Annotated in this window: 27 protein-coding genes; 8 read left to right on the top strand and 19 right to left on the bottom strand. The window is 67.2% G+C overall.

Translation table 11 applies throughout. From position 1 onward, the window contains the following. Positions 1 to 63 precede the first annotated feature (63 nt). Both OEL49_RS03585 and OEL49_RS03590 read right to left on the bottom strand, forming a co-directional pair. A complete protein-coding gene (locus tag OEL49_RS03585; RefSeq protein WP_014236908.1) occupies positions 64 to 333 on the bottom strand; it encodes a hypothetical protein in 270 nt (89 codons plus the stop codon). Positions 334 to 472: 139 nt separating this feature from the next. After that, positions 473 to 1669 carry a glycosyltransferase gene (locus OEL49_RS03590; protein WP_014236909.1) on the bottom strand — a complete coding sequence of 399 codons (1197 nt, stop codon included), beginning with the start codon at positions 1667 to 1669 and terminating at the stop codon, positions 473 to 475. Between the two features lie 242 nt (positions 1670 to 1911). Here OEL49_RS03590 and OEL49_RS03595 point away from each other — a divergent pair, with 242 nt between their 5' ends. Beyond that, complete coding sequence (locus OEL49_RS03595) at positions 1912 to 3057, top strand: HD domain-containing phosphohydrolase (protein ID WP_050804288.1); 1146 nt, start codon at positions 1912 to 1914, stop codon at positions 3055 to 3057. Between the two features lie 11 nt (positions 3058 to 3068). Here OEL49_RS03595 and OEL49_RS03600 read toward each other — a convergent pair whose 3' ends face one another. From OEL49_RS03600 to OEL49_RS03620, 5 genes are all read right to left on the bottom strand, one after another. Further along, positions 3069 to 3395 carry a DMT family transporter gene (locus tag OEL49_RS03600; RefSeq protein WP_014236911.1) on the bottom strand — a complete coding sequence of 109 codons (327 nt, stop codon included), beginning with the start codon at positions 3393 to 3395 and terminating at the stop codon, positions 3069 to 3071. 1 nt (position 3396) lies between these two features. Next, a complete protein-coding gene (locus OEL49_RS03605; RefSeq protein WP_014236912.1) occupies positions 3397 to 4161 on the bottom strand; it encodes a fused MFS/spermidine synthase in 765 nt (254 codons plus the stop codon). 81 nt (positions 4162 to 4242) lie between these two features. After that, positions 4243 to 4638, bottom strand: coding sequence for a hypothetical protein (locus OEL49_RS03610; protein WP_014236913.1), 396 nt, complete (start codon positions 4636 to 4638; stop codon positions 4243 to 4245). Positions 4639 to 4649: 11 nt separating this feature from the next. Then, positions 4650 to 4844, bottom strand: coding sequence for a hypothetical protein (locus OEL49_RS03615; protein WP_014236914.1), 195 nt, complete (start codon positions 4842 to 4844; stop codon positions 4650 to 4652). Between the two features lie 66 nt (positions 4845 to 4910). Next, positions 4911 to 5333 (bottom strand): hypothetical protein, encoded by a 423-nt coding sequence (locus OEL49_RS03620; protein WP_014236915.1) that lies wholly within the window; start codon positions 5331 to 5333, stop codon positions 4911 to 4913. Positions 5334 to 6201: 868 nt separating this feature from the next. Between OEL49_RS03620 and OEL49_RS03625 the strand changes: the two genes are divergently transcribed. After that, complete coding sequence (locus OEL49_RS03625; protein WP_043798011.1) at positions 6202 to 6522, top strand: hypothetical protein; 321 nt, start codon at positions 6202 to 6204, stop codon at positions 6520 to 6522. A gap of 61 nt (positions 6523 to 6583) precedes the next feature. Here the strand turns inward: OEL49_RS03625 and OEL49_RS03630 are convergent, their stop codons facing one another. The 9 genes from OEL49_RS03630 to OEL49_RS03670 form a co-directional block, all read right to left on the bottom strand. Continuing rightward, complete coding sequence (locus OEL49_RS03630; RefSeq protein ID WP_014236918.1) at positions 6584 to 7237, bottom strand: DUF47 domain-containing protein; 654 nt, start codon at positions 7235 to 7237, stop codon at positions 6584 to 6586. Positions 7238 to 7248: 11 nt separating this feature from the next. Further along, a complete protein-coding gene (locus tag OEL49_RS17350; RefSeq protein WP_014236919.1) occupies positions 7249 to 8292 on the bottom strand; it encodes an inorganic phosphate transporter in 1044 nt (347 codons plus the stop codon). A gap of 101 nt (positions 8293 to 8393) precedes the next feature. Continuing rightward, positions 8394 to 9554, bottom strand: a complete 1161-nt coding sequence (locus OEL49_RS03640) for a phospholipase A (protein ID WP_014236920.1) — start codon at positions 9552 to 9554, stop codon at positions 8394 to 8396. Between the two features lie 61 nt (positions 9555 to 9615). Next, entirely contained in the window at positions 9616 to 10068 is a 453-nt protein-coding gene (gene arsN2, locus OEL49_RS03645; RefSeq protein ID WP_287874013.1) for an arsenic resistance N-acetyltransferase ArsN2, read from the bottom strand. Beyond that, the gene (arsB, locus tag OEL49_RS03650; RefSeq protein WP_014236922.1) at positions 10052 to 11107 is read right to left on the bottom strand and encodes an ACR3 family arsenite efflux transporter; all 1056 of its coding nucleotides are present in this window, start codon (positions 11105 to 11107) and stop codon (positions 10052 to 10054) included. The genes arsN2 and arsB overlap by 17 nt, the downstream gene beginning before the upstream one ends. A 51-nt stretch (positions 11108 to 11158) precedes the next feature. Continuing rightward, positions 11159 to 11638, bottom strand: a complete 480-nt coding sequence (locus tag OEL49_RS03655) for an arsenate reductase ArsC (RefSeq protein WP_014236923.1) — start codon at positions 11636 to 11638, stop codon at positions 11159 to 11161. 3 nt (positions 11639 to 11641) lie between these two features. Further along, positions 11642 to 12025 (bottom strand): ArsR/SmtB family transcription factor, encoded by a 384-nt coding sequence (locus tag OEL49_RS03660; RefSeq protein ID WP_014236924.1) that lies wholly within the window; start codon positions 12023 to 12025, stop codon positions 11642 to 11644. A gap of 319 nt (positions 12026 to 12344) precedes the next feature. Next, positions 12345 to 13769, bottom strand: coding sequence for an ATP-binding protein (locus OEL49_RS03665; RefSeq protein ID WP_014236925.1), 1425 nt, complete (start codon positions 13767 to 13769; stop codon positions 12345 to 12347). Positions 13770 to 13772: 3 nt separating this feature from the next. Then, a complete protein-coding gene (locus tag OEL49_RS03670) occupies positions 13773 to 14462 on the bottom strand; it encodes a response regulator transcription factor (protein WP_014236926.1) in 690 nt (229 codons plus the stop codon). Between the two features lie 215 nt (positions 14463 to 14677). On the opposite strand from OEL49_RS03670, the gene OEL49_RS03675 reads away from it, so the two are divergent. The 3 genes from OEL49_RS03675 to OEL49_RS03685 all read left to right on the top strand — a co-directional run bounded on the left by OEL49_RS03675 (position 14678) and on the right by OEL49_RS03685 (position 17822). Next, the gene (locus tag OEL49_RS03675) at positions 14678 to 15244 is read left to right on the top strand and encodes a Spy/CpxP family protein refolding chaperone (protein WP_014236927.1); all 567 of its coding nucleotides are present in this window, start codon (positions 14678 to 14680) and stop codon (positions 15242 to 15244) included. A gap of 1 nt (position 15245) precedes the next feature. Further along, positions 15246 to 16499, top strand: coding sequence for an alpha/beta hydrolase family protein (locus OEL49_RS03680; protein ID WP_287874014.1), 1254 nt, complete (start codon positions 15246 to 15248; stop codon positions 16497 to 16499). A gap of 384 nt (positions 16500 to 16883) precedes the next feature. Beyond that, a complete protein-coding gene (locus tag OEL49_RS03685) occupies positions 16884 to 17822 on the top strand; it encodes an EF-hand domain-containing protein (protein ID WP_287874015.1) in 939 nt (312 codons plus the stop codon). A gap of 102 nt (positions 17823 to 17924) precedes the next feature. On the opposite strand, the gene OEL49_RS03690 is transcribed toward OEL49_RS03685, so the two are convergent. Further along, positions 17925 to 18134, bottom strand: coding sequence for a 4-oxalocrotonate tautomerase family protein (locus OEL49_RS03690; RefSeq protein WP_287874016.1), 210 nt, complete (start codon positions 18132 to 18134; stop codon positions 17925 to 17927). Continuing rightward, entirely contained in the window at positions 18122 to 19021 is a 900-nt protein-coding gene (locus OEL49_RS03695; RefSeq protein WP_130458084.1) for a DMT family transporter, read from the bottom strand. Before OEL49_RS03695 ends, OEL49_RS03690 begins: the two co-directional genes overlap by 13 nt. Before the next feature lie 152 nt (positions 19022 to 19173). On the opposite strand from OEL49_RS03695, the gene OEL49_RS03700 reads away from it, so the two are divergent. Both OEL49_RS03700 and OEL49_RS03705 read left to right on the top strand, forming a co-directional pair. Next, positions 19174 to 20058 carry a LysR family transcriptional regulator gene (locus tag OEL49_RS03700; protein WP_287874017.1) on the top strand — a complete coding sequence of 295 codons (885 nt, stop codon included), beginning with the start codon at positions 19174 to 19176 and terminating at the stop codon, positions 20056 to 20058. A gap of 18 nt (positions 20059 to 20076) precedes the next feature. Beyond that, positions 20077 to 20430, top strand: a complete 354-nt coding sequence (locus OEL49_RS03705) for a hypothetical protein (RefSeq protein WP_130458086.1) — start codon at positions 20077 to 20079, stop codon at positions 20428 to 20430. Between the two features lie 13 nt (positions 20431 to 20443). On the opposite strand, the gene OEL49_RS03710 is transcribed toward OEL49_RS03705, so the two are convergent. Further along, complete coding sequence (locus OEL49_RS03710; protein WP_205230322.1) at positions 20444 to 22093, bottom strand: methyl-accepting chemotaxis protein; 1650 nt, start codon at positions 22091 to 22093, stop codon at positions 20444 to 20446. Positions 22094 to 22424: 331 nt separating this feature from the next. Here OEL49_RS03710 and OEL49_RS03715 point away from each other — a divergent pair, with 331 nt between their 5' ends. Next, on the top strand, positions 22425 to 22823 hold the full coding sequence (locus OEL49_RS03715; protein ID WP_287874018.1) for an Hpt domain-containing protein: 399 nt from the start codon (positions 22425 to 22427) through the stop codon (positions 22821 to 22823). Positions 22824 to 22827: the final 4 nt, after the last annotated feature.

Raw genomic sequence — 22827 nt, forward strand, 5'->3', positions numbered from 1 at the left:
TCGGCCGCCGGGGAGAGTAGAAGGCGCCGAATCCCGGCCGGCTTGGGGCCGGTCAATAGCGCCTCAGGCTCTGGGCGCCAAAGGGTGGCTGGTCTGGAAGTGCTGGTAGGTGCGGGATAGCTCGTTGGCCCGTTCCACTTCCCCGTGTTCCAGGGCGGTGGCGATGTTGTCCAGAAGCATGGAGTGCAGATCGCGCACCCCTTCTTCCGTATGCAGCAGGGTGTCGCACAGCTCGGCGGCGACGATGACGGGAATGTGCTCGTGTTGGGCGATGGCAGAAATTTCTTCCTGCTCCATGTCGCAGAAGTCGAGGCAGTCTTTTAAGGACAGCATGGGATTCTCCTCCTGTATTGCTAAGACGGTCTGTCGGCTCGGCCCCGGTGTTGCCGGTCGGGCGGCCAGGAAAGCATTTTGTTGTTGTAGGACCGTCCCCCCTTTGTGCGGGTGTAATGGGTGGGAGAACACCCTCATGTTAGTCCACTGGCGAAGATGTGCAAGGGGTCAGGGGCCCTGTGTTCATGCGGCTCTGCAGCAATTCCGCCAGGGCCTGGCGCAGGCGCCCGGCACAGGCAGGGGCCGACCATTCCAGCACGTATTCCCGGGCTTCCCGGGCCAGCCGCTGGCGTTGTTCTGGGTTCTGCAGCAGGTTGGCCAGGGCCTCGGCGAACTCCGCCGGATCGTCGGGCGGCGAGACGGCGCCCCGCGCCGGCATGAGGATGTCCCGGGTGCCCATGATGGAGAGGGCCACCACCGGCACCCCTTCGGCCATGGCCTCCAGCAGTACCAGGCCCTGGGTCTCGGTGCGTGAGGCGAAGACGAAGGCGTCGGCCGCCGCATAGCAGGCCGGCAGCTCGTCCCGGCGGTGCAGGTAGCCGACGAAACGGACCTTGTCGCTGGTGCCCAGGGCCTCCGCCAGCCGCCGCAGACCCGCCAGGGCCGGGCCCTCGCCGGCCACCACCAGATGCAGTTCCGGCAGGCGCAGCAGGGCCAGGCGGTGGGCCTGAAGGAGGAAGTCGATGTTCTTTTCCCCCGCCACCCGGCCGACGAACAGGGCCACCGGCGTTTCCGGCGCCAGGCCGAGGCGCTGGCGGAAGGCGGCGCCGTCGCCCTGGCCGAACTGTTGCAGGGGAATGCCGGTGGGCACCACCCGCAGAGGCGTGGTGACGCCGTAGCTTTGCAGGCGCTCGGCCATGGCGGTGGAGGGGACGATGACCCCGTCCAGGGCATTGCACTGGCGCCGGGAAAAGCGCCGGGTCAGCCCCCGCAGCATGCCCTTGGGCAGGAAGGGGATGTAGTGGTGGAAATATTCCTCGAACAGGGTGTGGTAGGTCTCGACGCAGGGAACCCCCAGCCGCTTGGCCAGGGCGGTGCCGGCGTAGTGGGCGATGAAGGGGGTCTGGATGTGGATCAGGTCGATGTCCATGCCCCGAAGTTGTTCCTCGTGGGCCAGGATGGTGCGCAGTTCCATGCGCCGGTCTTCCGGGTCCAGGGGCAGGCGATGGGAGGCGATGCGGATGATGCCGGGCTCGGCCTGGGCGCCCGGGTAGTCGGGCACCATGAGGGTGACCCGGTCCCCGGCGGCCTCGAATTCCCGGCGGAAAGTCTCGATGGAGGTGGAAACCCCGTTGATGCGCGGGAAATACACATCGGAAAGCATCAGTACGTGCATGGCGTCTTCCCAGGGAAAAATCCGACCATACGATGCGGGGGTTACGCTGCCGTTTCCGTTTTGTGGCAGGTTTTTTGCTGCATTTTTTTCCCGGCGCCTGTCTGCTTGCGCCGGTTAATCCAGCTTGTCAGCAACCCGTCATATTGCGGCTTGATGATTATGATTCGTATAATGCCTTTCGCTCTGTGTGGTGGTATCCGACCGTGACCGTGGTTTCTTCCCTTGTCCAGCCTCCAGCGCTGTTGCCGGACCTGCCTGTCTTCTCCCATGAAGACGGGCTGGACCTGTTGCACCAGTCCCTGCCCCTGCAGGAGAAGCTGGAACGGATTCACGACCACCTGCGCCAGTCCCTGCCATTCATCGACCGTATCGCCGTCGCCTCCTACGAGCCCCTGACGGACAACCTGAAAACCTTCCTCCATTCCAGCGACGGGGAAGCGCCCCTTTCCTTCTACGAGAGCAAGCTGTCGGCCTCCTCGTCCCTGACGGAAATCGCCACCTCCCGGCGCCCCCGGGTCATCAACGACATGGACGTGCTGTCCCAGGATCTGGTGCGGGAGCATTCCCGGCGGGTGCGCAGCAGCGGCTACGGCGCCAGCTACACCATGCCGGTGGCCCATAACGGCGCTCTCTACGGCTTTCTCTTCTTCAATTCCCGGCAGAAGTGGGTGTTCGACGCCCAGGCCCTGCACCACCTGAATATGGTGGGGCACCAGCTGTCCCTGGTGGTGGTCAACGAACTGGCCTGCCTGCGCACCCTGATGGCCTCGGTGCGCACCGTGACCCAGATCGCCCAGATCCGGGATTTCGAGACGGGGGCGCACCTGGAGCGCATGGCCCACTACTCCCGCATCATTGCCCAGGAAGTGGCACCCCGCTTCAAGCTGGACGATGCCTTCGTCGAGTACCTGTACCTTTTCGCCCCCCTGCACGACATCGGCAAGGTGGCGGTGCCCGATTCCCTGCTGCTCAAGCCGGGCCGGCTGGAACCCGAGGAGTTTGTGCAGATCCAGCAGCACACGGTGAAGGGGCGGCAGATCGTCGATTCCATGCTGGAAAATTTCGGCATCCAGGGCATGCAGCGTTCGGAAATGCTGCGCAACATCGTCCTGCACCACCATGAGTCCCTGGACGGCAGCGGCTATCCCCATGGCCTGCGGGGCGACGACATCCCGGTGGAGGCCCGCATCGTCGCCGTGGCCGACGTCTTCGACGCCCTCACCAGCGAGCGCCCCTACAAGGAGGCCTGGAGTAACGACCAGGCCTTTTCCATGCTGGCCGAGATGGCCGGGCGCAAGTTCGACCACGACTGCGTCGATGCCCTGCTGCGCAACCGCAGCGAGATCGACCGCATCCAGGGCCGGTTCGCCGAGGACTTCCTCGGCTGAGGGGTCGCCCCCTAGTGGGCGGTGCGGGAGAAGAGCTGGATCACGGCGACGCCGGCGACGATCAGCCCCATCCCCAGCAAGGCAGGAGCGTCCAGACGCTGGTCGTACACCAGCCAGCCGATGAGGGAGACCAGGGCGATGCCCACGGCCGACCACACGGCATAGGCGACGCCCATGGGAATGACCCGGAGGGTCAGGGAGAGAAAGTAGAAGGCGAGGCCGTAGCCGGCCACCACCACCAGGGAGGGCAGGGGCCGGGTAAAGCCGGCGGCGGCTTTCAGGGCCGAGGTGGCGATGACTTCGGCGACGATGGCGATGGCCAGGTGCAGCCAGTGCATGTCACAGACTCAGGCGTCCGCCGGCCAGGCTGCCGGCCATCTGCAGGCGGGTCACGGTGGGCAGCAGGTTGAGCCCGGTTTCCCGCTTCAGCGTTTCGGCCCGGGTCCGCAGTTCGTCCAGACCGACGGCGACCGGATTGCCGGATGCGGCGAAGGCAATGGCGTTGCCGCTGTCGCAGGAGGGGAAGACCAGGGCGCGGCCGTCGAAGGCCTGGCGCAGGCGTTCGGCGCTGGCGGCAAAGCCCCGGTTGCGTCCCAGCAGGTTGATGCTGAGCAGGCCGTCGGCCGTCAGCCGTTCCCGGCAGTGCTGGTAGAAGGGGGCGGTATCCAGGCCGCCGGCCCGGGCGTCGGGATCGAAGCCGTCCACCAGGATCAGGTCGTACTGTTCCTGGCTGGCGGCCATGAAGGCGGCGCCGTCATCGATGTGGATGGTCAGGCGTGCCGGGTCCTGGGGCAGCTTGAAGTGGAAACGGGCCACCAGCTCCACCTCGGGATTGATCTCCACCACGGTGATGCGGGTCTGGGGCAGGTGGCGGTAGATGTACTTGGTCAGGGAGCCGGCGCCCAGGCCGATCAGCAGGGCGTGGCGGGGCCAGGGCGTCTCCTGTCGCAGCAGCAGGCCGGCCATCATTTCCCGGGTGTAGGCCAGTTCCAGGTTCCACGGCCGGGCGATGCGCATGGCCCCCTGGACCCAGTCGGAACCGAAATGCAGATAGCGGACGCCGGCTTCTTCGCTGACGTCGATGTCATGACGCGGATGGCTCATGGGAGTGGTCGCTGGTCAAAGGGGCCACATCTTGGCCCGGATGGCCGCTTTTGGCTAGTCCCGGCGGGGAGCCGTTCCGCCTCAGTTGATCCGGGGCAGGCCGGTGCTTTGCACGGTGCGGGCCAGGGGCGGCGAGAGCTGGGAGAGGAAGTGGACCTGGATCAGCAGGCCTTCACCCGCCGTGCTGACGGCCAGCATGATGTCCCGGTAACGGGGGCCTTCGGGGCCGTTGAGAGGGTTCTCGTCGAAGACGCACAGGTCGATGCCGCTGCCCGGGGAAAAATCCTCCCGGTTCCTGGTCAGGGGGCCGAAGATGCGGGACTTGATGCCCATTTCCGCCAGCAGTGCCACCGCCCGGTTGGCCGCGGCGGCACTGCGCTCGCGGCAGAGCCGGTTGCGGTACTGCTGCCGCTTGTCGCCCGGGCCAAAGTCGCCGCCGGGCAAGGCTTCCTGAATCAATGGTGCCGGAGAGGTCATGGTGGTATCGCCTAGTTGAGCATGGCCATGGCCGAGAGGGTGAAAAATGCTCCCCCCAGGGCCAGTAGGACCAGCCAGGTGCGGCGATAGCTCTTGTTCAGCAGCGCGTCGATTTCGGCAAAGTCGAACAGGTGCCCGTCCTTGCCGGTGGTGACCGCTTCATTCCCTTTTCTGCCTTGCCGGTGGCGGCTCCGGTGTTTGGCCATGACTCCCTCCCGTATCTGTGGCGGATAAATCCATAACTGGGTACTCGAACTGCCAGAAGTGTCGTTTTAAGGTGAGTTGCAGGGGCTGTCATTGCCTGCGCCCAGGCTGCTGCGGCCGTGCTCGAGGATGTGCAGGCGCATCTTCGGCGTCAGCTGCTCCAGCCACAGGACGCGCACGCCCAGGGGGCCGGCCACGTCGCGGATGGTCTGGCCGACGGTGGAGGCCAGTTCCCCGTCCGCCGCCGCCGGTTCCACGATGCAAAGTTCGATGGGGGAGGGATAAGGCAGTTTTTTGCCGGGCTGGGTCAGTTTTCCGAAAACCCGGGCGGAAACGCCAAGATCCTTGAGGGCGTCCAGGGTCTGGTTGGCGGCCACCCGGCAACGCGCGTGGTGGATGCGGTCCCGGTAGGCCAGCACCTGGTCGATCTTGATCACCAGGGGTGAACCCTGGTCGTCCAGCCCCGTCAGTCTTGCGCTTGTGACTGGCATCGGCCGGCTCCTAGCGGAGAACAAAAAGCAGGGACATCAGTCCAAAAGAGGCGAGAAAGCCCGCGATCATGTACCAGGTGTGGCGGATGCACTGCCGCACCATGAGCTCCACCGCCTCCGGGTCCAGAGGGGGATGGGGGAACTGCTGCGGCTTTGTCGCGGAGGGCGGACTGCTGTTCTGCCTGGCGTTCATCGCGGGGACCTCACCTGTCGAAATGTTCTTTTGATCCTGATCTGCGTTCGGTGGTGGCTGGTGACCTGTTGCTATAATCGATTGCGAATATTCATCTGCCGCTTCCGGTCATCTTTTTCCGTGTTATATGCCGAAGAAATTGGGGAAGCAGTGCCCCGTCTCCCATCGCTGGAAACTGTCGCAACAGCGTGATTCAGGGGAAAAGCCCGTGTTTCTTCGGGATTACCTAAGGTTTACCCGGGTTGTTGGGCGGGGGAAAAAGGCGATACATTGAACTGCCTGCGGAGGCGCAGTGCCGGAGGCCGGCAAACTAGGCTGGCCGGCCTTCCTGTCTGTGCTCCCTTGAACAGTCTGGGAATCGGTGTCGCCGATTCTTGCTGTCTTGCTCTCCCGGTGCCCAGGTAACCCTTGTGCGAAAAGTCGGCATGGGCCGATTTTCCTGATAACAAAGGATAACTATGACCACGATAGTATTTAATGCCAAATATGGAATGTTGTCAATGCCATATTTGGATGCATACGGGTTGGCGCCCGGGGCCTTCATTAATTGTTAACAATCTGATTTATAAAAAGATAATAATGGCTCCTGGAATATTGCTTGGGCAAAGGTTGAAGGAAGTGCGGGCAGTCTTAGGCCTGAAACAGGTCGAGATATGTTCCATATCTGGTATTCCTTTGAGCACCTACCGCAAATACGAGATCGAACTGGCTCTGCCCGGCGCCGAAGCCATCGCCGGCCTGATCCGCGCCGGGATCAATGCCAACTGGCTGCTTACGGGCCAGGGCTCGATGCATCTGAACGACCAGTCGGTGCCGCCCGAATCCCTGCGCCTGGCCCGGGCCATACAGTCCGTGGAGGAGCGGCTGGCGGTCCTGGGGGCCACCATCCCGCTGCAGAAGCGGGTGCATCTGATCCTGCTGGTCTACGACCTGCTGGGGGAGGATGGGGAATTGAAGCCGGAGCGGGTCAACAGCCTGGTCGAGCTGGCCGTGTGAGAGGACAGCCGGCAGGCTGGGCTGCCGATAAGGGCCGGCTGGGGGCCGGCCCGGGGCGCCGTCAGGTGATCTTCACCACGATGTCGTGCAGGGTGTTGGCGCAGTTGGCCATGCGATCAGCAGCGTTGGAGAGGTGACGGTAGATTTCCCGCCGCTTGAACATGGTGATGTAGTCGTCGCCCTGGAAGAGGGCGGCGATGGCGCGGCGGTAGGACTTCTCCGCCTTGCGCTCGGCCTTGCGCGCCATGTCCGCATCGAGGGCGGCGGCGCCGGGCTGGGTGGCCAGCTTGGTGAAGCCGGCGACCAGAGCATCCACCCCTTCCTTCAGGTGCAGGGCCATTTCCAGATCGAACTTGTCTGGCGTCACTTCCAGCACGCTCATTTCACTGACCGTGGTCTTGCAGTAGTTCACCACCTCGTCCATGTCCAGGATCGCCCGGTAAATGTCCTCCCGGTCGATGGGGGTGGAAAAGGCCTCGTTCAAGGTGTGCAGGTTGCGGATCTTCAGCCGGTCCGCCTCGTGCTCGTCCTGGCGGATCTGCTGGCCGATGGCCGCATCGCCGGTCTCCATGTATTCCACCAGCAGGTTGGCCGTGTGGTTCACCTGGATCGCCTGTTCTGCCAGCAGGCGGAAGAAATCCGGCACCTTGGGAAAGACCCGGTCGAAGAGGCGGCGGAAGATGGGCTTCTGGCGGTCGTCGTCGTTGCTGTCCATGGTGGTTCTCCTTAAGCCGGCCCGAGGAACAGGCGCAGCACGGCGTAGATCAGGATGGCGGCCAGCGCGGCGCCGGGGATGGTGATGACCCAGGTGGTGGCGATTTCCTTGGCCTTGTTCCAGCGCACCGCCCGGGGCCGCTCCGAGGCGCCGATGCCCATGATGGAGGTGGCCACCACGTGGGTGGTGGAGACCGGGGCGCCGGCCAGGGAGGCGGCGAAGATGACGGCGGCCGAGGTCAGCTGGGAATTGAGGGCGTGCAGGGGGCGCACCCGGTAGATGGCGAAGCCCAGGGTGCGCACGATGCGCCAGCCGCCGGAAAGGATGCCCAGGGTGATGGCCGAGGCGCAGGCCAGGATGACCCAGAAGGGCACCGTGAAAGTGGGGATGAAGCCGCCCAGCAGCAGCACCAGGGTGAGGATGCCCATGCTCTTCTGGGCGTCGTTGGCGCCGTGGGAAAAGGCCAGGCCGGCGGCGGTGAGGAACTGGGCGCCCTTCAGGCCCCGGTTGGCGGCAGGCTTGGCCGCCAGCAGCAGGGCGTGCATCAGGCGCTGCACGGCGTAGCCGCACCAGAAGCCGATCAGCGGGGAGAGCAGCAGGGCCAGCAGGACCTTCATCACGCCGCTGACATGGCCGTTGTGGAACAGTTCGCGAAAGCCCCACACCACCTGGTCGGCGCCGGCGGACACCACCACCACGCCCACCAGCCCGCCCACCAGGGCGTGGGAGGAGGAGGAGGGAATGCCGCGCCACCAGGTCAACAGGTTCCAGACGATGGCGCCGAGCAGGCCGCACAGCAGGATGGTCAGGGCGCTGGCCGGATCGATGCCGTCGAGGCGGACGAAGGAGCCGATGGTGTTGGCCACCGCGGTGCCGCCCAGGAGGGGGCCGAGGAATTCGAAGATGCCGACGATGATCACCGCCTGGGCCGGGGTCATGGCCCGGGAGGCGATGACGGTGGCGACGATGTTGGCGGCGTCGTGGAAGCCGTTGGTGTAGTCGAAGCAGAGCACCACCACGACGGTGGCGACGGCGAGCCAGAAGAGGAGGTCCACGTTGTTGTTCTCATTGTGTCGGTGGTATGACGGACATTACCCCAGGATGGCCGTCCTGCAAATCCCCCGACCCGGTGCTGCGCCGCACCAGAAGCCGATCTTCAGCGCACGATGGAGAAGCCGACGCGGACCTGGGTCTCCCGTTCCCGGTTGTAGTCCAGCAGGCTTTCGCCGTAGCCGGAGAAGAGCTGGAAGTGGAGGAAGCCGCCGGCCCGGGCGAAGATGCTTTCCCGCAGCGGGTAGGAGAGGTCCAGCTGGGCGTTGCCCTTGCCCGCCGTGCCGCGCCGCACCTGGGCCGCCAGCATCCAGCCGTCGTCCTTGCCGTAGCGGGCGATCCAGTCGGCGTGGCCTCGGTAGCGGGCGATGTCCGGGTTGTCTTCCTTGTCCAGATAGCCGTAGAACTTGGGCGAGAAGCTGAGGCTGGTGCCGCCGTTGAAATCCCAGCGCCAGGTGGGCTGGGCGAAAAGCATGTCGATGGAGCGGGAACTGCTGCCGTCCTTGCCGTTGGATTCGTGCTCGTAGCCGGCCCGCAGGCGGGCGGGGCGCAGGCCCGAATTGCCTTCCCCCAGGTTCCACTGCCAGAACAGGCTGGGGCGGTAGCTGGTGTCGCGGAAGGGCTTGGATTCCTCCGCCAGGTCCCAGATGGAAGTCTGGGTGTAGCCGAAGTGCAGGTTGCGCAGCCAGGGCAGGGCCTGGCCGATGGCGCCGTCCGGCTCCACCAGGCGGTACTTGAAGCTCAGCTGAAAGCGGGCATTGACGCCGCCGCGGCTGCCCAGCACCAGGTACATGGGCTCGTTGGCGGAGATCACCGGCTCGTCCGGATAGTCGTTGGCGGCGACGCCTTCAGGCTGGGTTTCCGCCGCCGGTGCCGGTGCGCCGGGGGCCGGTGCCGCCGCCAGCAGGGCCAGGCGGTTGGAATCCCGGTCCGCCAGTTCGACCCGTACCAGGCCGGCGATGTCCTCCGGCAACTGGGCCAGGTAGGGGCGCCGGGCACCGTCGGGCGAGACGGCGCCGGCCGGCCGCAGGGGCAGGTTGAGGATGCGTTCGCCAACCACCAGGCGCAGGCTCATGGTGCCGGGCCAGCCTGCAGCCGCTGCCGGCTTGGCGATTTCCAGGCGCAGCGCCCGGCCGGCGGTGGCGTTTTCGTCGTCGCTGGCGATGAGCCAGGCGGGCGCCGCCTGGAGCGGGCCGGCGCCCGCCAGGGCGGCCAGCAGGAACAGGCGGGGAGCGGCGCTCATCTTCTTGGGGCGGCGGGAAGTCATGGCCGGATGATGGCAGAGGATGGCCGTCGGGCAAAGCCCCGACTGCCGTAAAAGCAGGTAATCAGGCCGGCGGCAGGTGCTTGTGCATCAGCACGGCGCTGCTCGGGCAGGTACTGCGAAACTGGGCGTGGGCGGCGATGCCGGCGGGGGCCTGGCTGCGGGGCGCCACGCTGTAGCCGAGGGCGGCGAACCAGTCCCGGGCCGTGGTGGTGAGGAGATAGACATCGGTGATGCCGGCCTGGGCCGCCTCGGCCTCCAGGCGGCCTACCAGGGCCTTCGCCAGCCCAGTGCCCCGGGCCTCCGGGCGGACGGCCAGGGAGCGCAGCAGGGCTGCCTGCTGCCGGTATTCCATGGCGCCGCAGGCCAGCAGCTCCTGGCCCCGACGATAGAGGCGGAAGGCCGGCATGAGGTCCGGGCCGAGATCGTCCGCGGCCAGGCCACAGGCCTGCAGCAGGGCTCGCACCGACTCCAGGTCGGGCTCGCCGCCGCGGCGGAAATCAGCTGCGGCGCTCATACCAGTCCTTGCTGCCGTTGGCGATGCGCACCACCAGCAGCATCACCGGCACTTCGATGAGCACGCCCACCACCGTGGCCAGGGCGGCGCCGGAGGCAAAGCCGAACAGGCTGATGGCCGCTGCCACCGCCAGTTCGAAAAAGTTGGAGGCGCCGATGAGGGCCGAGGGACAGGCGATGTTGTGCTTTTCTCCCAGGGCCCGGTTGAGGCCGTAGGCCAGGGCGGCGTTGAACAGCACCTGGATCAGGATGGGCACGGCGAGCAGGGCGATGACCAGGGGCTGGGCCAGGATGGCCTCGCCCTGGAAGGCGAAGAGCAGCACCAGGGTGGCCAGCAGGGCGGCCATGGACCAGGGGCCGATGCGCGCCATGGCCGCGTCAAAGGCCGCCGGGCCCCGGGCCAGCAGGGAGCGGCGCCAGGCCTGGGCCAGCAGCACCGGGATGACGATGTAGAGCACGACCGAGGTGATGAGGGTGGCCCAGGGGACGGTGATGGCGGAGAGGCCGAGGAGAAAGGCCACCAGGGGGGCGAAGGCCAGCACCATGATGCTGTCGTTCACCGCCACCTGGGACAGGGTGAACAAGGGGTCGCCGTTGGTCAGGCGGCTCCAGACGAAGACCATGGCGGTGCAGGGGGCTGCGGCCAGGAGGATGAGGCCGGCGATGTAGCTGTCGATCTGTTCGGCCGGCAGCAGGGGGGCGAACAGCTGGCGGATGAACAGCCAGCCGAGAAAGGCCATGGAGAATGGCTTGACCAGCCAGTTCACCAGCAGGGTGACGCCGATGCCCCGCACGTGCTGGCGCACTTCGCCGAGGGCGGAGAAATCCACCTTGACCAGCATGGGGATGATCATGACCCAGATCAGCAGGCCCACCGGCAGGTTCACCCGGGCCACCTCCAGCCGGCCGACGGCCTGGAAGAACTGGGGCAGGGCCTGGCCGAGGAGAATGCCGGCGACGATGCACAGGCCCACCCACAGGGTCAGATAGCGTTCGAAGAGGTTCATGGCTGGCCGGGGGGCCGGGCAGGGCTGGTTCATGGCGGGGCTTTCGTTGATGGAGCGGGGCTGGCGGTCAGGGCGGCAGGCCGGTCAGGGGAGGAGGTGGCCGATGCGTTGCAGTTCGGCCTTGAAGCGGTCCGGATCGGTCGCCAGTTGCTGCAGGGGCAGGGCGAAAAAGGCTTCGATGCGGTGGCGCAGGATGCGATAGGCCGTGGCGAAGGCGGCCTCGATTTCCGCCTCGCTGCCGCTGGCATGGGCCGGATCCTCCACCCCCCAGTGACAGCGCAGCGCCGGCCCCAGGTAGGCCGGGCAGGTCTCGCCGGCGGCACTGGCGCAGACGGTGATGACCAGGTCCGGCACTTCGGGCAGCTGCTCCCAGGACTTGCTGTGGCAGGCGGCGGTTGGGATGCCTTCCCGGGCCAGCAGGGCCAGGGAGCGGGGATGGACCTGGCCGGTGGGTTGGCTGCCGGCGCTCATGGCCCGCCAGCCGGCCGGGGCCAGATGGTTGAAGGTGGCCTCCGCCAGGATGGAGCGACAGGAATTGCCGGTGCAAAGGAAAAGGACGTTCATGGCTCAGGCTTGCTCCTGGTCGTTGGGCGGTTGCCCCTGCAGGGCCGGCAGCAGGGAGGGGGAACAGCCGGCCGCCTGGCCCAGGGCGGCACACTGTTCCGGGTGGCCGCCGCAGCACTCGGCGGTGAGGTAGGCGATCAGTTCCAGCATCAGGGGCAGGTTGGCCCGGTAGCGCTGGAAGCGCCCTTCCTGGGTGACGCTAACCAGCCCGGCCTGGGCCAGGCCCTTGAGATGGAAGGACAGGTTGTTGGGCGGCAGCCCCAGGGTGGCGGCAATTTCCCCCGCCACCATGCCGGCGGTGCCCTGCTTCACTAGCAGGCGGAAGGCCTTCAGGCGGATGCCGGAGGCCAGGGATTCGAAAACGGTGGTGGCGATGTCCTGGTTCATGCTGCAATTTTACAAGAACTATTGAAATATATGTGTGACGGTGGCAATGAAGGCGGGGATGGCGGCAGGGGCCGACGGTGAATGGCCCGTGCCGGCGGGCGGCGCAGGAGGAAAGATGGCCGGCAACTGGCTCGGCAGCCGGCCCCGCAAGCGGGGTGACCAATGGGCCGGCAAATGATCTGCTGGTTGGGCTGGGGCAGGGCTGGAGCAGCAGGCGTCTGGGCAAGGAAGTGTGTGGAAGTCGGTGACGGGTCACCGGCCACGCCAGGGGCCTTGCTGCGGATGCTCCGACGGCGCAGGGGCCGTCGGGGCGAGGGGCTCAGGCCGGGATGGGCTGCAGGGGCAGGTGGATTTCCACCTGGAGTCCGCCATCGGGGCGGTTGCTGGCCCGGATGCTGCCGCCGTGGGCCTGGATGGCGCGGCGGGCGATGGCCAGGCCCAGGCCGTAGCCCCGCTGCTGCTCCCGGTCGGCGCCGCGGAAGAAGGGGACGAAAATGGCGTCCAGTTCCGCTTCGGGCACGCCCGGGCCGGCATCGGCGACGCGGACCCGGAGGCTGTCCCCGTCCCGTTCGGCCTCCACCGTGACCCGGGTGCCGGGGGCGGTGTATTTGATGCCGTTGCGGATGACGTTTTCCAGGGCCCGGCCGAGCAGTTCCGGGCGGCCGCGGATGAAGGCCGGGGCCTCGCCGCAGCGGTCCTGGAAGTCCACGTGGCGGCCCTGGGCTTCGGCCTCGAAGGCGGCGTCGTCCACGATGCTGTGCAGCAGGGCCGGCAGGTCGATCTCGTCTTCCAGGGGACCGGAGGTGCCGGAATCGAGGCGGGCCAGGGTCAGCAGTTCATCCACCATCTCGTCCAGGCGCTGGGTTTCCCGCTCGATACGCTCCAGGGCGCCGGCGATGCGGCTGGGGTCCTGGTGCACCAGGCCCACCGCCGCCTGCAGGCGGGCCAGGGGGGAGCGCAGCTCGTGGGAGACGTCGTGGAAGAGGCGGCGCTGGGTGGCCATCAGGGCTTCCAGCTGCTGGGCCATGGCGTCGAATTCCTGGCCCAGTTCGCCGATCTCGTCCTTGCGCTTGGCGAACTCCTGTCCCAGGCGGGTTTCCAGGCGGCCGGCGGCGACGGCGCGGAAACCCTGGCGCAGGCGGCGGATGGGGCCGACGATGGTCCACGCCAGGAGGGCGCTGAAGGCCAGGCTGGCCACCAGGCCGGTGGCGATGAGCAGCCAGGGCAGGGGGGGCTTGGGACCCATGTTCCGGTGGGGCGGCGGCGGGCCGCCGGGTTCCCCCAGCAGGTGCGCTTCCGGCGGGCCGCCGCCGGGGCCGAAAAGGTCCTCCGGGCGGAAGGGGCCGCCGGGCATGAAGAGGAGAATGGGGGAACTCATGGAGCGCTGCGCCAGGCGCCAGGGGCCGGGCTGTCCGTCACGGATGCCCTGGCGGGCCTTGTCCAGCGCGCCTTCCGGGACCGGCCGGCCGAGGAGGTCCATCCCCTGGGCGTCTACGGCATAGATAGGTTCCGGATGGCTTTGCTGCCAGTCCCGCAGCAGCTGCTTGAGGGATTCCTCCCCGTCGTGCTGCAGCAGGCTGGCGGCGACGCCGAGCATGAAGGTCGGCGGCTGGCCGGGCCGGCTGCCCTGCTGCTGCTCGAATTCGGCGGAACGGTGCAGCCAGATGAGACCGCCGACGATGATGTTGGCGGTGAGCAGGGTCAGCCAGAAGGTGACGAAGAACTTCCAGAAGAGGCGGCTCAAACCCTACTCCCGGGTGAGCTGGTAGCCGATGCCGCGCACCGTCTGGATCCAGGTGCGGCCGTCTTCCCGCAGGCCCAGCTTGTGGCGGATGCTGCTCATGTGCACGTCGATGCTGCGGTCGAAGCGGCTCAAGGGCCGGCCCATGGCCTGTTCCGATAGGTCCGGCTTGCTCACGGCCTTGCCGGCGTTGCGGGCCAGGACCTGGAGCAGGTTGAATTCGGTGCTGGTCAGGGTCAGGGGCGCCTCGCCCCACTGGGCGGCGCGGCGGGCGGGCCACAGGGTCAGGGGGCCGACCCGGATCTGGGCGGGAATGTCGTCCGCGCTCTCCCTGGTCTGGAAGCGGCGTAGCACCGCCCGGATGCGGGCCACCAGTTCCCGCGGCGTGCACGGCTTCTGCACGTAGTCGTCGGCGCCCATCTCCAGGCCGATGATGCGGTCGATGTCGTCGCCCTTGGCGGTCAGCATGATCACCGGCATGTCGCTGGCGGCGCGGATGCGGGAGAGGGCGTCCATGCCGCTGGCCTTGGGCATCATCACATCCAGTACCGCCAGGGCGTAATCGCCGGAAAGGGCGGCGGCGGCCCCCGCTTCGCCGTCGTGGGCCAGGGTGACGGAAAAGTCCTCTCGCTCCAGATATTCCCGGAGCATGTTGGCCAGTTCGGTGTCGTCGTCTACCAGTAGCAGCTTGGTCATGCTTGTCTCGAATTAACAGGGGATTACGGACGCCATGATAGCCGCCGCAAGTGCCTCTCCGGCCTTGCGGTTACAAGTTTTACCAGCCTTTACAGTGGGCGAACCGCCCTTTACCGCCGCCGGTACGACCATGGCTCCATGTCGAGACCGCCACCTCCGTCACGGGGCAGCCAGCTTCCCGACCTTCCCACCGTTTTCCCCTGAGGAGTCCGATCATGAATCTGCGATCCACCGTTGTCTCGGCCCTGCTGGCGCTCAGCCTGGCCGCTTCTTTCTCCGCCCGCGCCGACGGCCCCATGGCCGCACCGGGCCATTGCCCCATACTGCCGCCCGAGGGCGAACACCGCCACGGCGATGGCATGGGCCCGGGGGGCTTTTCCGGCGCCGATTTCGGCCCGGCCATGCCTTTCCCCCGGGAGATCCAGCTGAGTGAGGCCCAGAAGGACAAGCTGTTCGACCTCTTCCTCAACCAGGCCCGGGTCATGCGCGACAAGGGCAAGGCCCTGCAGAAGGCCGACGCGGACCTGCGCGCCGCCGCCGGGGGCGACGAAAGCCGCCTGCGCAGCCTGGTGGATGCCCGGGCCAGGGCCTGGGCGGAAGTGACCCTGCTGCGCCTGCGCGGCGAACGCCAGGCCCTGGAGGTGCTGACGCCGGAACAGCGGCGCCAGGTCGAGGAACTGCGGCAGAAGCGGGATCGGCAATGGGAATCCGGCCGGGGTGGCGAGCCTGTCTCTCCGCGCGACGGTCGTCCCGAATCCCGGCCCGAACCCCGCCGGAGCTGACATGGCCTTGCGCAATCCTCCCTTCGTGCCGCGCCGGCGCTTCCTCTCCCTTGGTGGCGGTGCCCTGCTGCTGAGCATGCTCGCCGCCTGCGGCAATTCCCGGCCCCGGCCCGACGACAGCGCGGAACGGCGCCTGGCCGAGCGGGGTTATCGCCCGGAACGGCATTTCGGCAGCGAAAGCCTGCGCCAGACCTGGTTCCTGGAGGAGGACAGCGTCGATGTGGCCCTGCTCATGCCCAGGGAAAGCGGCCCCTTCCCCCTGCTGCTCTACATGCCGGGCCTGGGGGAGAGTGCCGATGCCGGCCTGGCCTGGCGCCAGCAGTGGGCGGAGGCGGGCTATGGCGTGCTCTCCCTGCAGGGTGAAGAGCAGGGGCCGGCGGCCCTGCGCAGCGAACGGGCGCGCAATGCGGATTTCCAGAACCTGGCCCGGGAAGCCTTTGCCCAGCCTGCCCTGCAACGCCGGGCGCGCCTGGTGACGCGGGTGCTGGCCGAAGTCCGCCGGCGCCAGGGCGCCGGCCAGGGGCCCTGGACCCGCCTCGATGCGGGCAGCCCGGTGCTGGCCGGTTACGACCTGGGCGCCCAGACGGCCCTGGCTTTGGCCGGGGAACGGGGGCGCAACGGCACCGCCCTGGTGCCGCCCCTGGAGCGGGTGGCGGCGGTGCTGGCCCTGAGCCCCCATGTGGACGGCCTGGCCGGCGGCTTCGCCCAGCGCTACGGGGCGGTAACCGCGCCGGTGTTGCTGGTGACCGGCTCCGACGACAGCGACAGCTATGGCCTGGTGACCAATCCGGCGGCACGGCAGGCGCCCTTCCGCTATTTGCCGGAAGGCCGGGCCACCCTGCTGCTGCTCTACGGCGCCAACCACCGCCTCTTTGCCGGTGGTGCGGATGACGCTGGGGCAACGGCTGGCAAGGGGGCTCCCGATGGCGCATCCGGCGGTGCCGGTGGTGGCATGGGCGGCGGACGGGGTGGCGGCATGGGTGGCCCCGGAGGCGGCATGGGCGGTCCCGGTGGTGGTATGGGTGGTGGTCCTTCCGGCGGCATGGGTGGGCCGGGTGGCGGCATGGATGGTGACGATCGCGGCGGTCCGGGCATGGGCGGCGGCAACGACGGCAAACGCCAGCGCCTCTACGTTCAGCACGTCAGCACCGCCTGGCTGGACGAGCAGGTGCGGCAGGACCCCATCGCCCGGGAATGGCTGGAACGCAATGCTCCCGCCTGGCTCGACGAAGCCGCCCGGCTGCAACGGCGGTGAGCGGCAATATTCTCCAGCCATTCGGCAAGTATTGCCGTTTATGTACGATGGTCTGGTTTTGTCGATTGTTAAGTTTTGTTAAGCATTTCAATTTATTGATTTATAAAGAATCGTTGTTTTTGTTAGTCGTATCTGAGTGGCTAGGTAGAAGCCTTTTCCGGCGCTTCAATCTTTCAAATACTCACGGTTTTTCGACGATCGGATTTCTCTTAACCATTCTTAACCATCATTTACCTTTTTAGGCCTAAATTCAGGCCTTTTCAGGCCGAATCCTTGCGTAGGAACTGTAGCGACGGAACTCCCGGTGGCAGTTGTTCTTTGCCCATGACGGCGAGACCGTCCATTGCATGAATCCGCTTGAGTCATTCCCTGAAAGGAACTGTCATGTCCAGCATTTCCAGCGTAGGCAGCAGCGCGGCGCAATACGCCGGCATCAGCAGCCATCGGCGTCCCGATCCGTCGAAGATGGTCGAGGATATTTTTTCCAAACTCGATACCAAGGGGCAGGGTTACCTGGAGAAGAGCGATCTGGAGTCCGCCCTCAGCGGTCTCGGTTCCGACTCTTCGGCCAGCGTGGACGACGTCTTCAGCACCCTGGACGGGGACGGGGACGGCAAGGTCACCAAGGACGAGATGTCCTCCACCCTGCAGAAACTGGCCGACGAACTGGACAGCCAGTTCAACGCCAGCCGCATGAGTGCCGCCCAGGGCGGCGGCATGCGCCCGCCGCCGCCTCCGCCTGCAGAAGGCGAAGAAGACGAGGGCTACACCCAGGACGAACTGAGCGCCATCGCCAGCTCCACCGACGACACCAACCTGTCGGAACTGATGAACAGCCTGGCCGCCAACTTCGATGCTGCCGATGCCAACGGCGACGGCAAGGTGACCCAGCAGGAAGCCATGGCCTACCAGGAGTCCGCCGATGCCGCCGGTTCCGGTAGCACCACGGCTGCGGCCAACGGCATGCCGCCCCCGCCTCCCGGTGGTCGCGGTGGCGACGAAGGCCTGACCCTGGATCAGGAGAAATCCATGGCCAGCGACACCTCCGACAGCAAGCTGTCGGAACTGCTCAACACCATCTCCAGCAACTTCGATGCGGCCGATGCCAATGGCGACGGCAAGGTGACCCAGCAGGAAGCGATGGCCTACCAGGAGTCCACCCAGACCTCCAGCGACAGCTCCTCCTCCAGCGATTCCGGCAGCACTTCGGCCTCCAACGAAGCTGCCGTGCTGAAGCGGATCATGGACCTGGTGCAGTCCTACGGCAGCGGCAGTGGCAGCAATTTCTCCCAGCTGCTGAGTTCCATTTCCACCTCTGCCTGAGCGGCCTGCTGCCGCAAAAAAAGGGCGCCCTGGCGGGCGCCCTTTTTTCATGGAGTGTTCCATCCCCGGCGAGCAATTCTGTCGCCATGGGACGGGCCCGCCTCAGCCCTGCCTTTCCCGGGCCCGGCGCACGGTGACGCTGTCGCCGCCGATGCCCCAGTTGTCCGTGTCCACCTCGTCGATGGTGACCACGGTGGTTTCCGGGTTCTTGCCCAGAATGTCCCGCAGCAGCAGGGTGACGCCCTGGATCAGGGTGGCCTTCTGCTCGGCGGTGGCACCCTCCCGGGTGATCTTGATATTTACGTAGGGCATACGGCGTTCCTTCTGACAAAAAAACGGGTCTGGCTGCCGACCCAGGCGCCCAGGCTGACCAGCACCAGGCCGGCCATCAGCCAGGGGGACAGGGGCTCGCCCAGGAGCGGGGCGGCGGCGGTGCCGGCGATGGCGGGAATGAGGGCCATCAGGGTGCCGACCTTGGTGGGGCCCAGGATGGCCACGGCGCGCATGAAGAACATCATGGCCACGATGACCGCCAGGACGCCCTGGTAGGCGGCCTGCAGGGCAATGGTGGAGAGGCTGGCGGCGGCCAGGTTGTGTGGCAGCCACAGCACGTAGACCGGCAGGTAGAGGGCGGCCGAGACCAGGCCGACGCCCAGGGTGGCATCCCAGGGGGCCACCTGCCAGCGCCGCACCAGCACCGTGTAGATGGCCCAGGAGAGGCTGGAGGCCAGGATCAGCAGGTCGCCGCGCCAGTCGCCGACGCTGCTGCCGAAGCTGTCCGTGGCCAGGCAGGCGATGCCGGCGGCGATGCCCACCAGGCCGAGCCAGCGCTGGGGCGAGGGACGTTCCCCCAGCACCAGCCAGGCCATCAGGGCCACCAGGAAGGGCAGCATGCCGGGCAGCAGCACGGCGCCGTGGGCGGCGGAGGTGAGCTTGAAGCCGGCATAGACCAGGACGCCGTAGCCGCAGCCGCCGGTGACGGCCAGGATCACCATGCGCCAGCTGAAGTTCAGCCGGGGCCGCCGCCACAGCCACACGGGCAGGAGGATCAGGGCGGCGGTGCCGAAGCGCAGGGCGGTCACGTCCCAGGCGGTGAGGGGGCTCTTGCCGCCCAGGCGCGAGACGAGGATGAAGCCGGACCAGACGGCGACGGTCAGGGCGGCGTAGAAATAGCCGCGCCGGAGATGCTGGTTGTCCATGGGTTGTCTCCTGGGGTTGGGGTGTTTTTATGGTCTTGCCAGGAGCACTGTAGCGGCGCATCATGTTCTTGAAAAATGAATTATTAAGATTTTTATATTCTTCTTTTGAGATTTGAATCATGGCCCCGAACAAGGGGCAAGGAGCGGCATTCATGGAACTGGCAGACCTGCACATCTTCCGCACCGTGGTGACGGAGGGCGGCATCACCCGGGCGGCGGTGCGCCTCAACCGAGTGCAGTCCAATGTCACCACCCGGGTGCGCCAGCTGGAGGCGGACCTGGGGGTGGAGCTGTTCGTGCGCGAGGGGCGGCGCCTCAACCTCTCCGCCGCCGGCCGCCAGTTGCTGGCTTATGCGGAGCGCCTGCTGGACCTGGCCGAGGAGGCCCGCCACGCGGTGCAGGACGCCACGCCCCGGGGCCGCCTGCGCCTCGGCTCCATGGAGAGCACGGCGGCGGTGCGCCTGCCCGGGCCCTTGGCCGGTTTTCACCGGGCCTATCCGGAAGTGCGTCTGGAACTGAGCACCGGCGACACCCGCCGCCTGGTGGCCCAGGTCCTGGCCGGCGAGCTGGATGCCTGCCTGGTGGCCGAGCCGGTGGACGACCCGCGGCTGGAGAAGCGGGCCCTGTTCGAGGAAGAACTGGTGATCGTCACCGAGGCCGGCCACGGCCCGGTGCACTCGGCCCGGGACCTGGCGGCCAGCACCATCATCACCTTTGCCCCCGGCTGCGCCTACCGCAAGCGCCTGGAAGACTGGTTGGCCCGGGACGGCATCCTGGCGGAACGGGTGGTGGAGGTCTCCTCCTACCACGCCATCCTCGGCTGCCTGGTGGCCGGCATGGGGGTGGCCCTGCTGCCCCGGGCGGTGCTGGAGAACTATCCCGGCGCCGACCTGCTGGCGGCCCATCCCCTGCCCGGGCGCAGCGGCCTGGTGAATACGGTGGCCCTGTGGCGACGCGGCGCCGCCATCCCCGCGGTCAGCGCCCTGGTGGAGCAGCTGGCCGGCAGCGTCGATCAAAGTCTGGAACAGGCCGCCTGAGGCGGCTGGGAGTCGGAAATGAGCGGTTTTGAAAACTTTCAGAGCGATGCCAACGAACTGGAGACGGAAATCGTCCGCCGCGGCATCGTCCTCGGCATCGACTGGAACAACGAGACCCAGGTGCGCCTGCTGGCCCGGGAGGCCCTGGACCATGCCCGGGATGCCAGCCGGGCGGCAGCCGCCTGCTGCAACCACCAGGAACAGGCCAAGGCCGAGCTGTTCGCCTTTGCCGCCCTGATGCTGCGCACCATGCAGGAAAGCGCCGAAGAGGGTGTGCTGACCCACGGCGGGCCGGCCTGGAAGGCCTTCGCCCGGGCCCTCTGGGCCGAGTCGGGCCAGGGCAACCGGGCGGGCGGCCAGCCGCCGGCCTGAGGCAGTTGCCGCCCTAGGTGCGGAAGCGCTGCACCAGGGCGTCGAGGCGGCTGGCGATCTGCTCCACCGCCTCCGCCGTTTCCGCCGTGTTCTTCATGGCGGCGCTGGTTTCCTCCACCATCTGGGCGACCTGCTCCACCCGCTGGGCAATGCTGGTGCTGGCGCTGCTCTGTTCCATGGTGGCCTCGGCCACGTCGCGCACCCGGTACAGGGTCAGTTCCGACCCTTCGCGGATCTGGCGCAGGGACTGGGCCGCCTCCTCGGCCAGGGCGACGCCGCTCTCCACCTGGGGCAGGGCCGCCCCCATGGCCTGCACCACCATGTCCGTGTCGGTCTGGATGTGGCTGATCATCTGTTCGATCTCCACCGTGGCCTTGGCCGTCCGTTCCGCCAGCTGCCGCACCTCGTCGGCCACCACGGCGAAGCCCCGGCCCTGTTCCCCGGCCCGGGCTGCCTCGATAGCGGCGTTCAAGGCCAGCAGGTTGGTCTGGGCGGCGATGGCGCTGATCACCGAAGCGATGCCGGAGACTTCCCGGGTCTGGGTTTCCAGGTCCCGGATACGGCCCGAGGCGTCGCTGACGGTGCCGGCGATGGCCTTGATGGCGCCGCTCGCATTGGCCACCCGGGTTTCCCCCTCGGCCGCCAGCTGGGCCGATTCGCTGGAATTGCGTTCCGTATCCCGACTGTTGTCGGAGATGTGATTGATGCTCACGGTCAGTTCCTCGATGGCGGCGGCCATGGCGGACGTGGCGTCGGACTGCTGTTCCCCGGCCAGGGATACTTCCCGGGCGGCGGTGCTGATGCGCTCGGCGTTGTGGGTCAGCTGGCTCGAATTGCTGCCGATCTCCTTCACCACCTGGCGCAGGGAGGCCACCATGTGGCTGAAGGAAGCCAGCATGGACCCGGCCGGCGCCGTCTCGACCCGGACCGTCAGGTCGCCGTCGGCCGCCTGGCGCATGAGGTCGATGGCCACACCCGGTTCCCCCCCCACCTGCTGCAGCACGCTGCGGCCCACCAGGTAGGTGCCGGCGGCGACCAGGGCGAGCAGCACCAGCGCCATCAGGGAATCCTCGAGGGTCCGCTGGCGCACTTCGGCCTGCACGTCGTCCAGGTAGATGCCGCTGCCGACCACCCAGCCCCAGGGGGCGAACAGCTTCACGTACTGCAGCTTGTCCACCGCCTTCTCCGCCGGCTGGCCGGGGTGGGGGAAGAGGGTCTCGACAAAGGCGCCGTCCGGCTGCTTGATGGCGCCGTCGATGATGATGCGCAGGGTCGGCCGGCCCTTGACGTCCCGGACCTCGCCAGTGACGTCCTTGCCTTCCCATTCGGGGCGGATCGGGTGCATCACCGTCACCCCTTCCGGGGTCCAGATGTGGAAATACTCGGAGCGCCCGTCGGCGCCGCCGTAGCGGGCCATGCGCACGCTTTCGGCGGCGGCCTTCTGGGCCTCGCTGCGGCTCATCTTGCCGGCCTTCTCCAGGGCCTGGTAGCCGGCGATGATGTTGTAGGCCGCTTCCACGGCGGCCCTGACGGTCTGTTGGTGGCCCTCGTGGAGGTCCCGGCTGACGCCCAGGGCTCCGAGGATGGTGATGGTGCCCATGCCGAATACCGCCAGGGCAATCAGGATGAACATCCGGCTCTTCAGGCGCAGATTGGCAAACACGATGGTAGTCTCCTCCGGTGGGACTGCAGGACGGCGTCCCCGTGGCGGGGATCTTGTCGATGCGGTGGAGGATGCCAGCGGAAAAGGCGCGTGCCAGCTCGGGTAACGCCCCGGTTAGGCCCTAGGTGATACCCCAGTTCCCCTGCTTTTCATCTTTGGCAAAACTGCACGAACTTGTCGCAGGAGCGTCGCGAATGGAAGGACGGACCGTTGTACCCGTCCCCGGCCGGGCCGGAGACGCCGGTTTGCGGCATGGCCGCTACGGCCTGCCGTCGCCCTGATGCCGTTGCCGTAAAATTCCGAGCGCACCCCCCTTGCTGGAGCCCATGCCATGACCGATTCCGTTGCCCCCCCGTCTTCCTCGCCAGCCTGCGATCCGGAAGGGCTGTTGCGCATGCTCAACGGCGACCGGGACAGCGTGCGGGATCTGGTGCAGACCTTCCTCGACAACTTCCCCCAGCTGCTGGGCGAGCTGGACCAGGCCATGGCCGAGTCGGCCGAGTCCGGCATGCCGGAGCCGTTGCGCCGCACGGTGCATCGCATCAAGGGGGTTTGCGCCATTTTCGCCACCGGGCGCATCGTGGCGCGGGCGCGGGAGATCGAGGCCCTGCTGCTGGCCGGGGCGGTGCCGGCCGGGGTGGATGAAAGCGCCCTGTGGCGGGAGGAACTGCAGCAGGTGGCGGCGGAAATGACCGCCTTCAACCGCTCCCTGGCAGCCGTGGACGACTGAGGGG

This window comes from Azospira sp., from assembly GCF_030247495.1.
Lineage (GTDB): Bacteria > Pseudomonadota > Gammaproteobacteria > Burkholderiales > Rhodocyclaceae > Azospira > Azospira oryzae.

Coding starts and splice junctions, on each gene's coding strand:
- OEL49_RS03585 (WP_014236908.1), bottom strand. CDS start 333: ATGCTGTCCTTAAAAGACTGCCTCGACTTCTGCGACATGGAGCAGGAA.
- OEL49_RS03590 (WP_014236909.1), bottom strand. CDS start 1,669: ATGCACGTACTGATGCTTTCCGATGTGTATTTCCCGCGCATCAACGGG.
- OEL49_RS03600 (WP_014236911.1), bottom strand. CDS start 3,395: ATGCACTGGCTGCACCTGGCCATCGCCATCGTCGCCGAAGTCATCGCC.
- OEL49_RS03605 (WP_014236912.1), bottom strand. CDS start 4,161: ATGAGCCATCCGCGTCATGACATCGACGTCAGCGAAGAAGCCGGCGTC.
- OEL49_RS03610 (WP_014236913.1), bottom strand. CDS start 4,638: ATGACCTCTCCGGCACCATTGATTCAGGAAGCCTTGCCCGGCGGCGAC.
- OEL49_RS03615 (WP_014236914.1), bottom strand. CDS start 4,844: ATGGCCAAACACCGGAGCCGCCACCGGCAAGGCAGAAAAGGGAATGAA.
- OEL49_RS03620 (WP_014236915.1), bottom strand. CDS start 5,333: ATGCCAGTCACAAGCGCAAGACTGACGGGGCTGGACGACCAGGGTTCA.
- OEL49_RS03630 (WP_014236918.1), bottom strand. CDS start 7,237: ATGGACAGCAACGACGACGACCGCCAGAAGCCCATCTTCCGCCGCCTC.
- OEL49_RS03640 (WP_014236920.1), bottom strand. CDS start 9,554: ATGACTTCCCGCCGCCCCAAGAAGATGAGCGCCGCTCCCCGCCTGTTC.
- arsN2 (WP_287874013.1), bottom strand. CDS start 10,068: ATGAGCGCCGCAGCTGATTTCCGCCGCGGCGGCGAGCCCGACCTGGAG.
- arsB (WP_014236922.1), bottom strand. CDS start 11,107: ATGAACCAGCCCTGCCCGGCCCCCCGGCCAGCCATGAACCTCTTCGAA.
- OEL49_RS03655 (WP_014236923.1), bottom strand. CDS start 11,638: ATGAACGTCCTTTTCCTTTGCACCGGCAATTCCTGTCGCTCCATCCTG.
- OEL49_RS03660 (WP_014236924.1), bottom strand. CDS start 12,025: ATGAACCAGGACATCGCCACCACCGTTTTCGAATCCCTGGCCTCCGGC.
- OEL49_RS03670 (WP_014236926.1), bottom strand. CDS start 14,462: ATGACCAAGCTGCTACTGGTAGACGACGACACCGAACTGGCCAACATG.
- OEL49_RS03675 (WP_014236927.1), top strand. CDS start 14,678: ATGAATCTGCGATCCACCGTTGTCTCGGCCCTGCTGGCGCTCAGCCTG.
- OEL49_RS03680 (WP_287874014.1), top strand. CDS start 15,246: ATGGCCTTGCGCAATCCTCCCTTCGTGCCGCGCCGGCGCTTCCTCTCC.
- OEL49_RS03685 (WP_287874015.1), top strand. CDS start 16,884: ATGTCCAGCATTTCCAGCGTAGGCAGCAGCGCGGCGCAATACGCCGGC.
- OEL49_RS03690 (WP_287874016.1), bottom strand. CDS start 18,134: ATGCCCTACGTAAATATCAAGATCACCCGGGAGGGTGCCACCGCCGAG.
- OEL49_RS03695 (WP_130458084.1), bottom strand. CDS start 19,021: ATGGACAACCAGCATCTCCGGCGCGGCTATTTCTACGCCGCCCTGACC.
- OEL49_RS03700 (WP_287874017.1), top strand. CDS start 19,174: ATGGAACTGGCAGACCTGCACATCTTCCGCACCGTGGTGACGGAGGGC.
- OEL49_RS03705 (WP_130458086.1), top strand. CDS start 20,077: ATGAGCGGTTTTGAAAACTTTCAGAGCGATGCCAACGAACTGGAGACG.
- OEL49_RS03715 (WP_287874018.1), top strand. CDS start 22,425: ATGACCGATTCCGTTGCCCCCCCGTCTTCCTCGCCAGCCTGCGATCCG.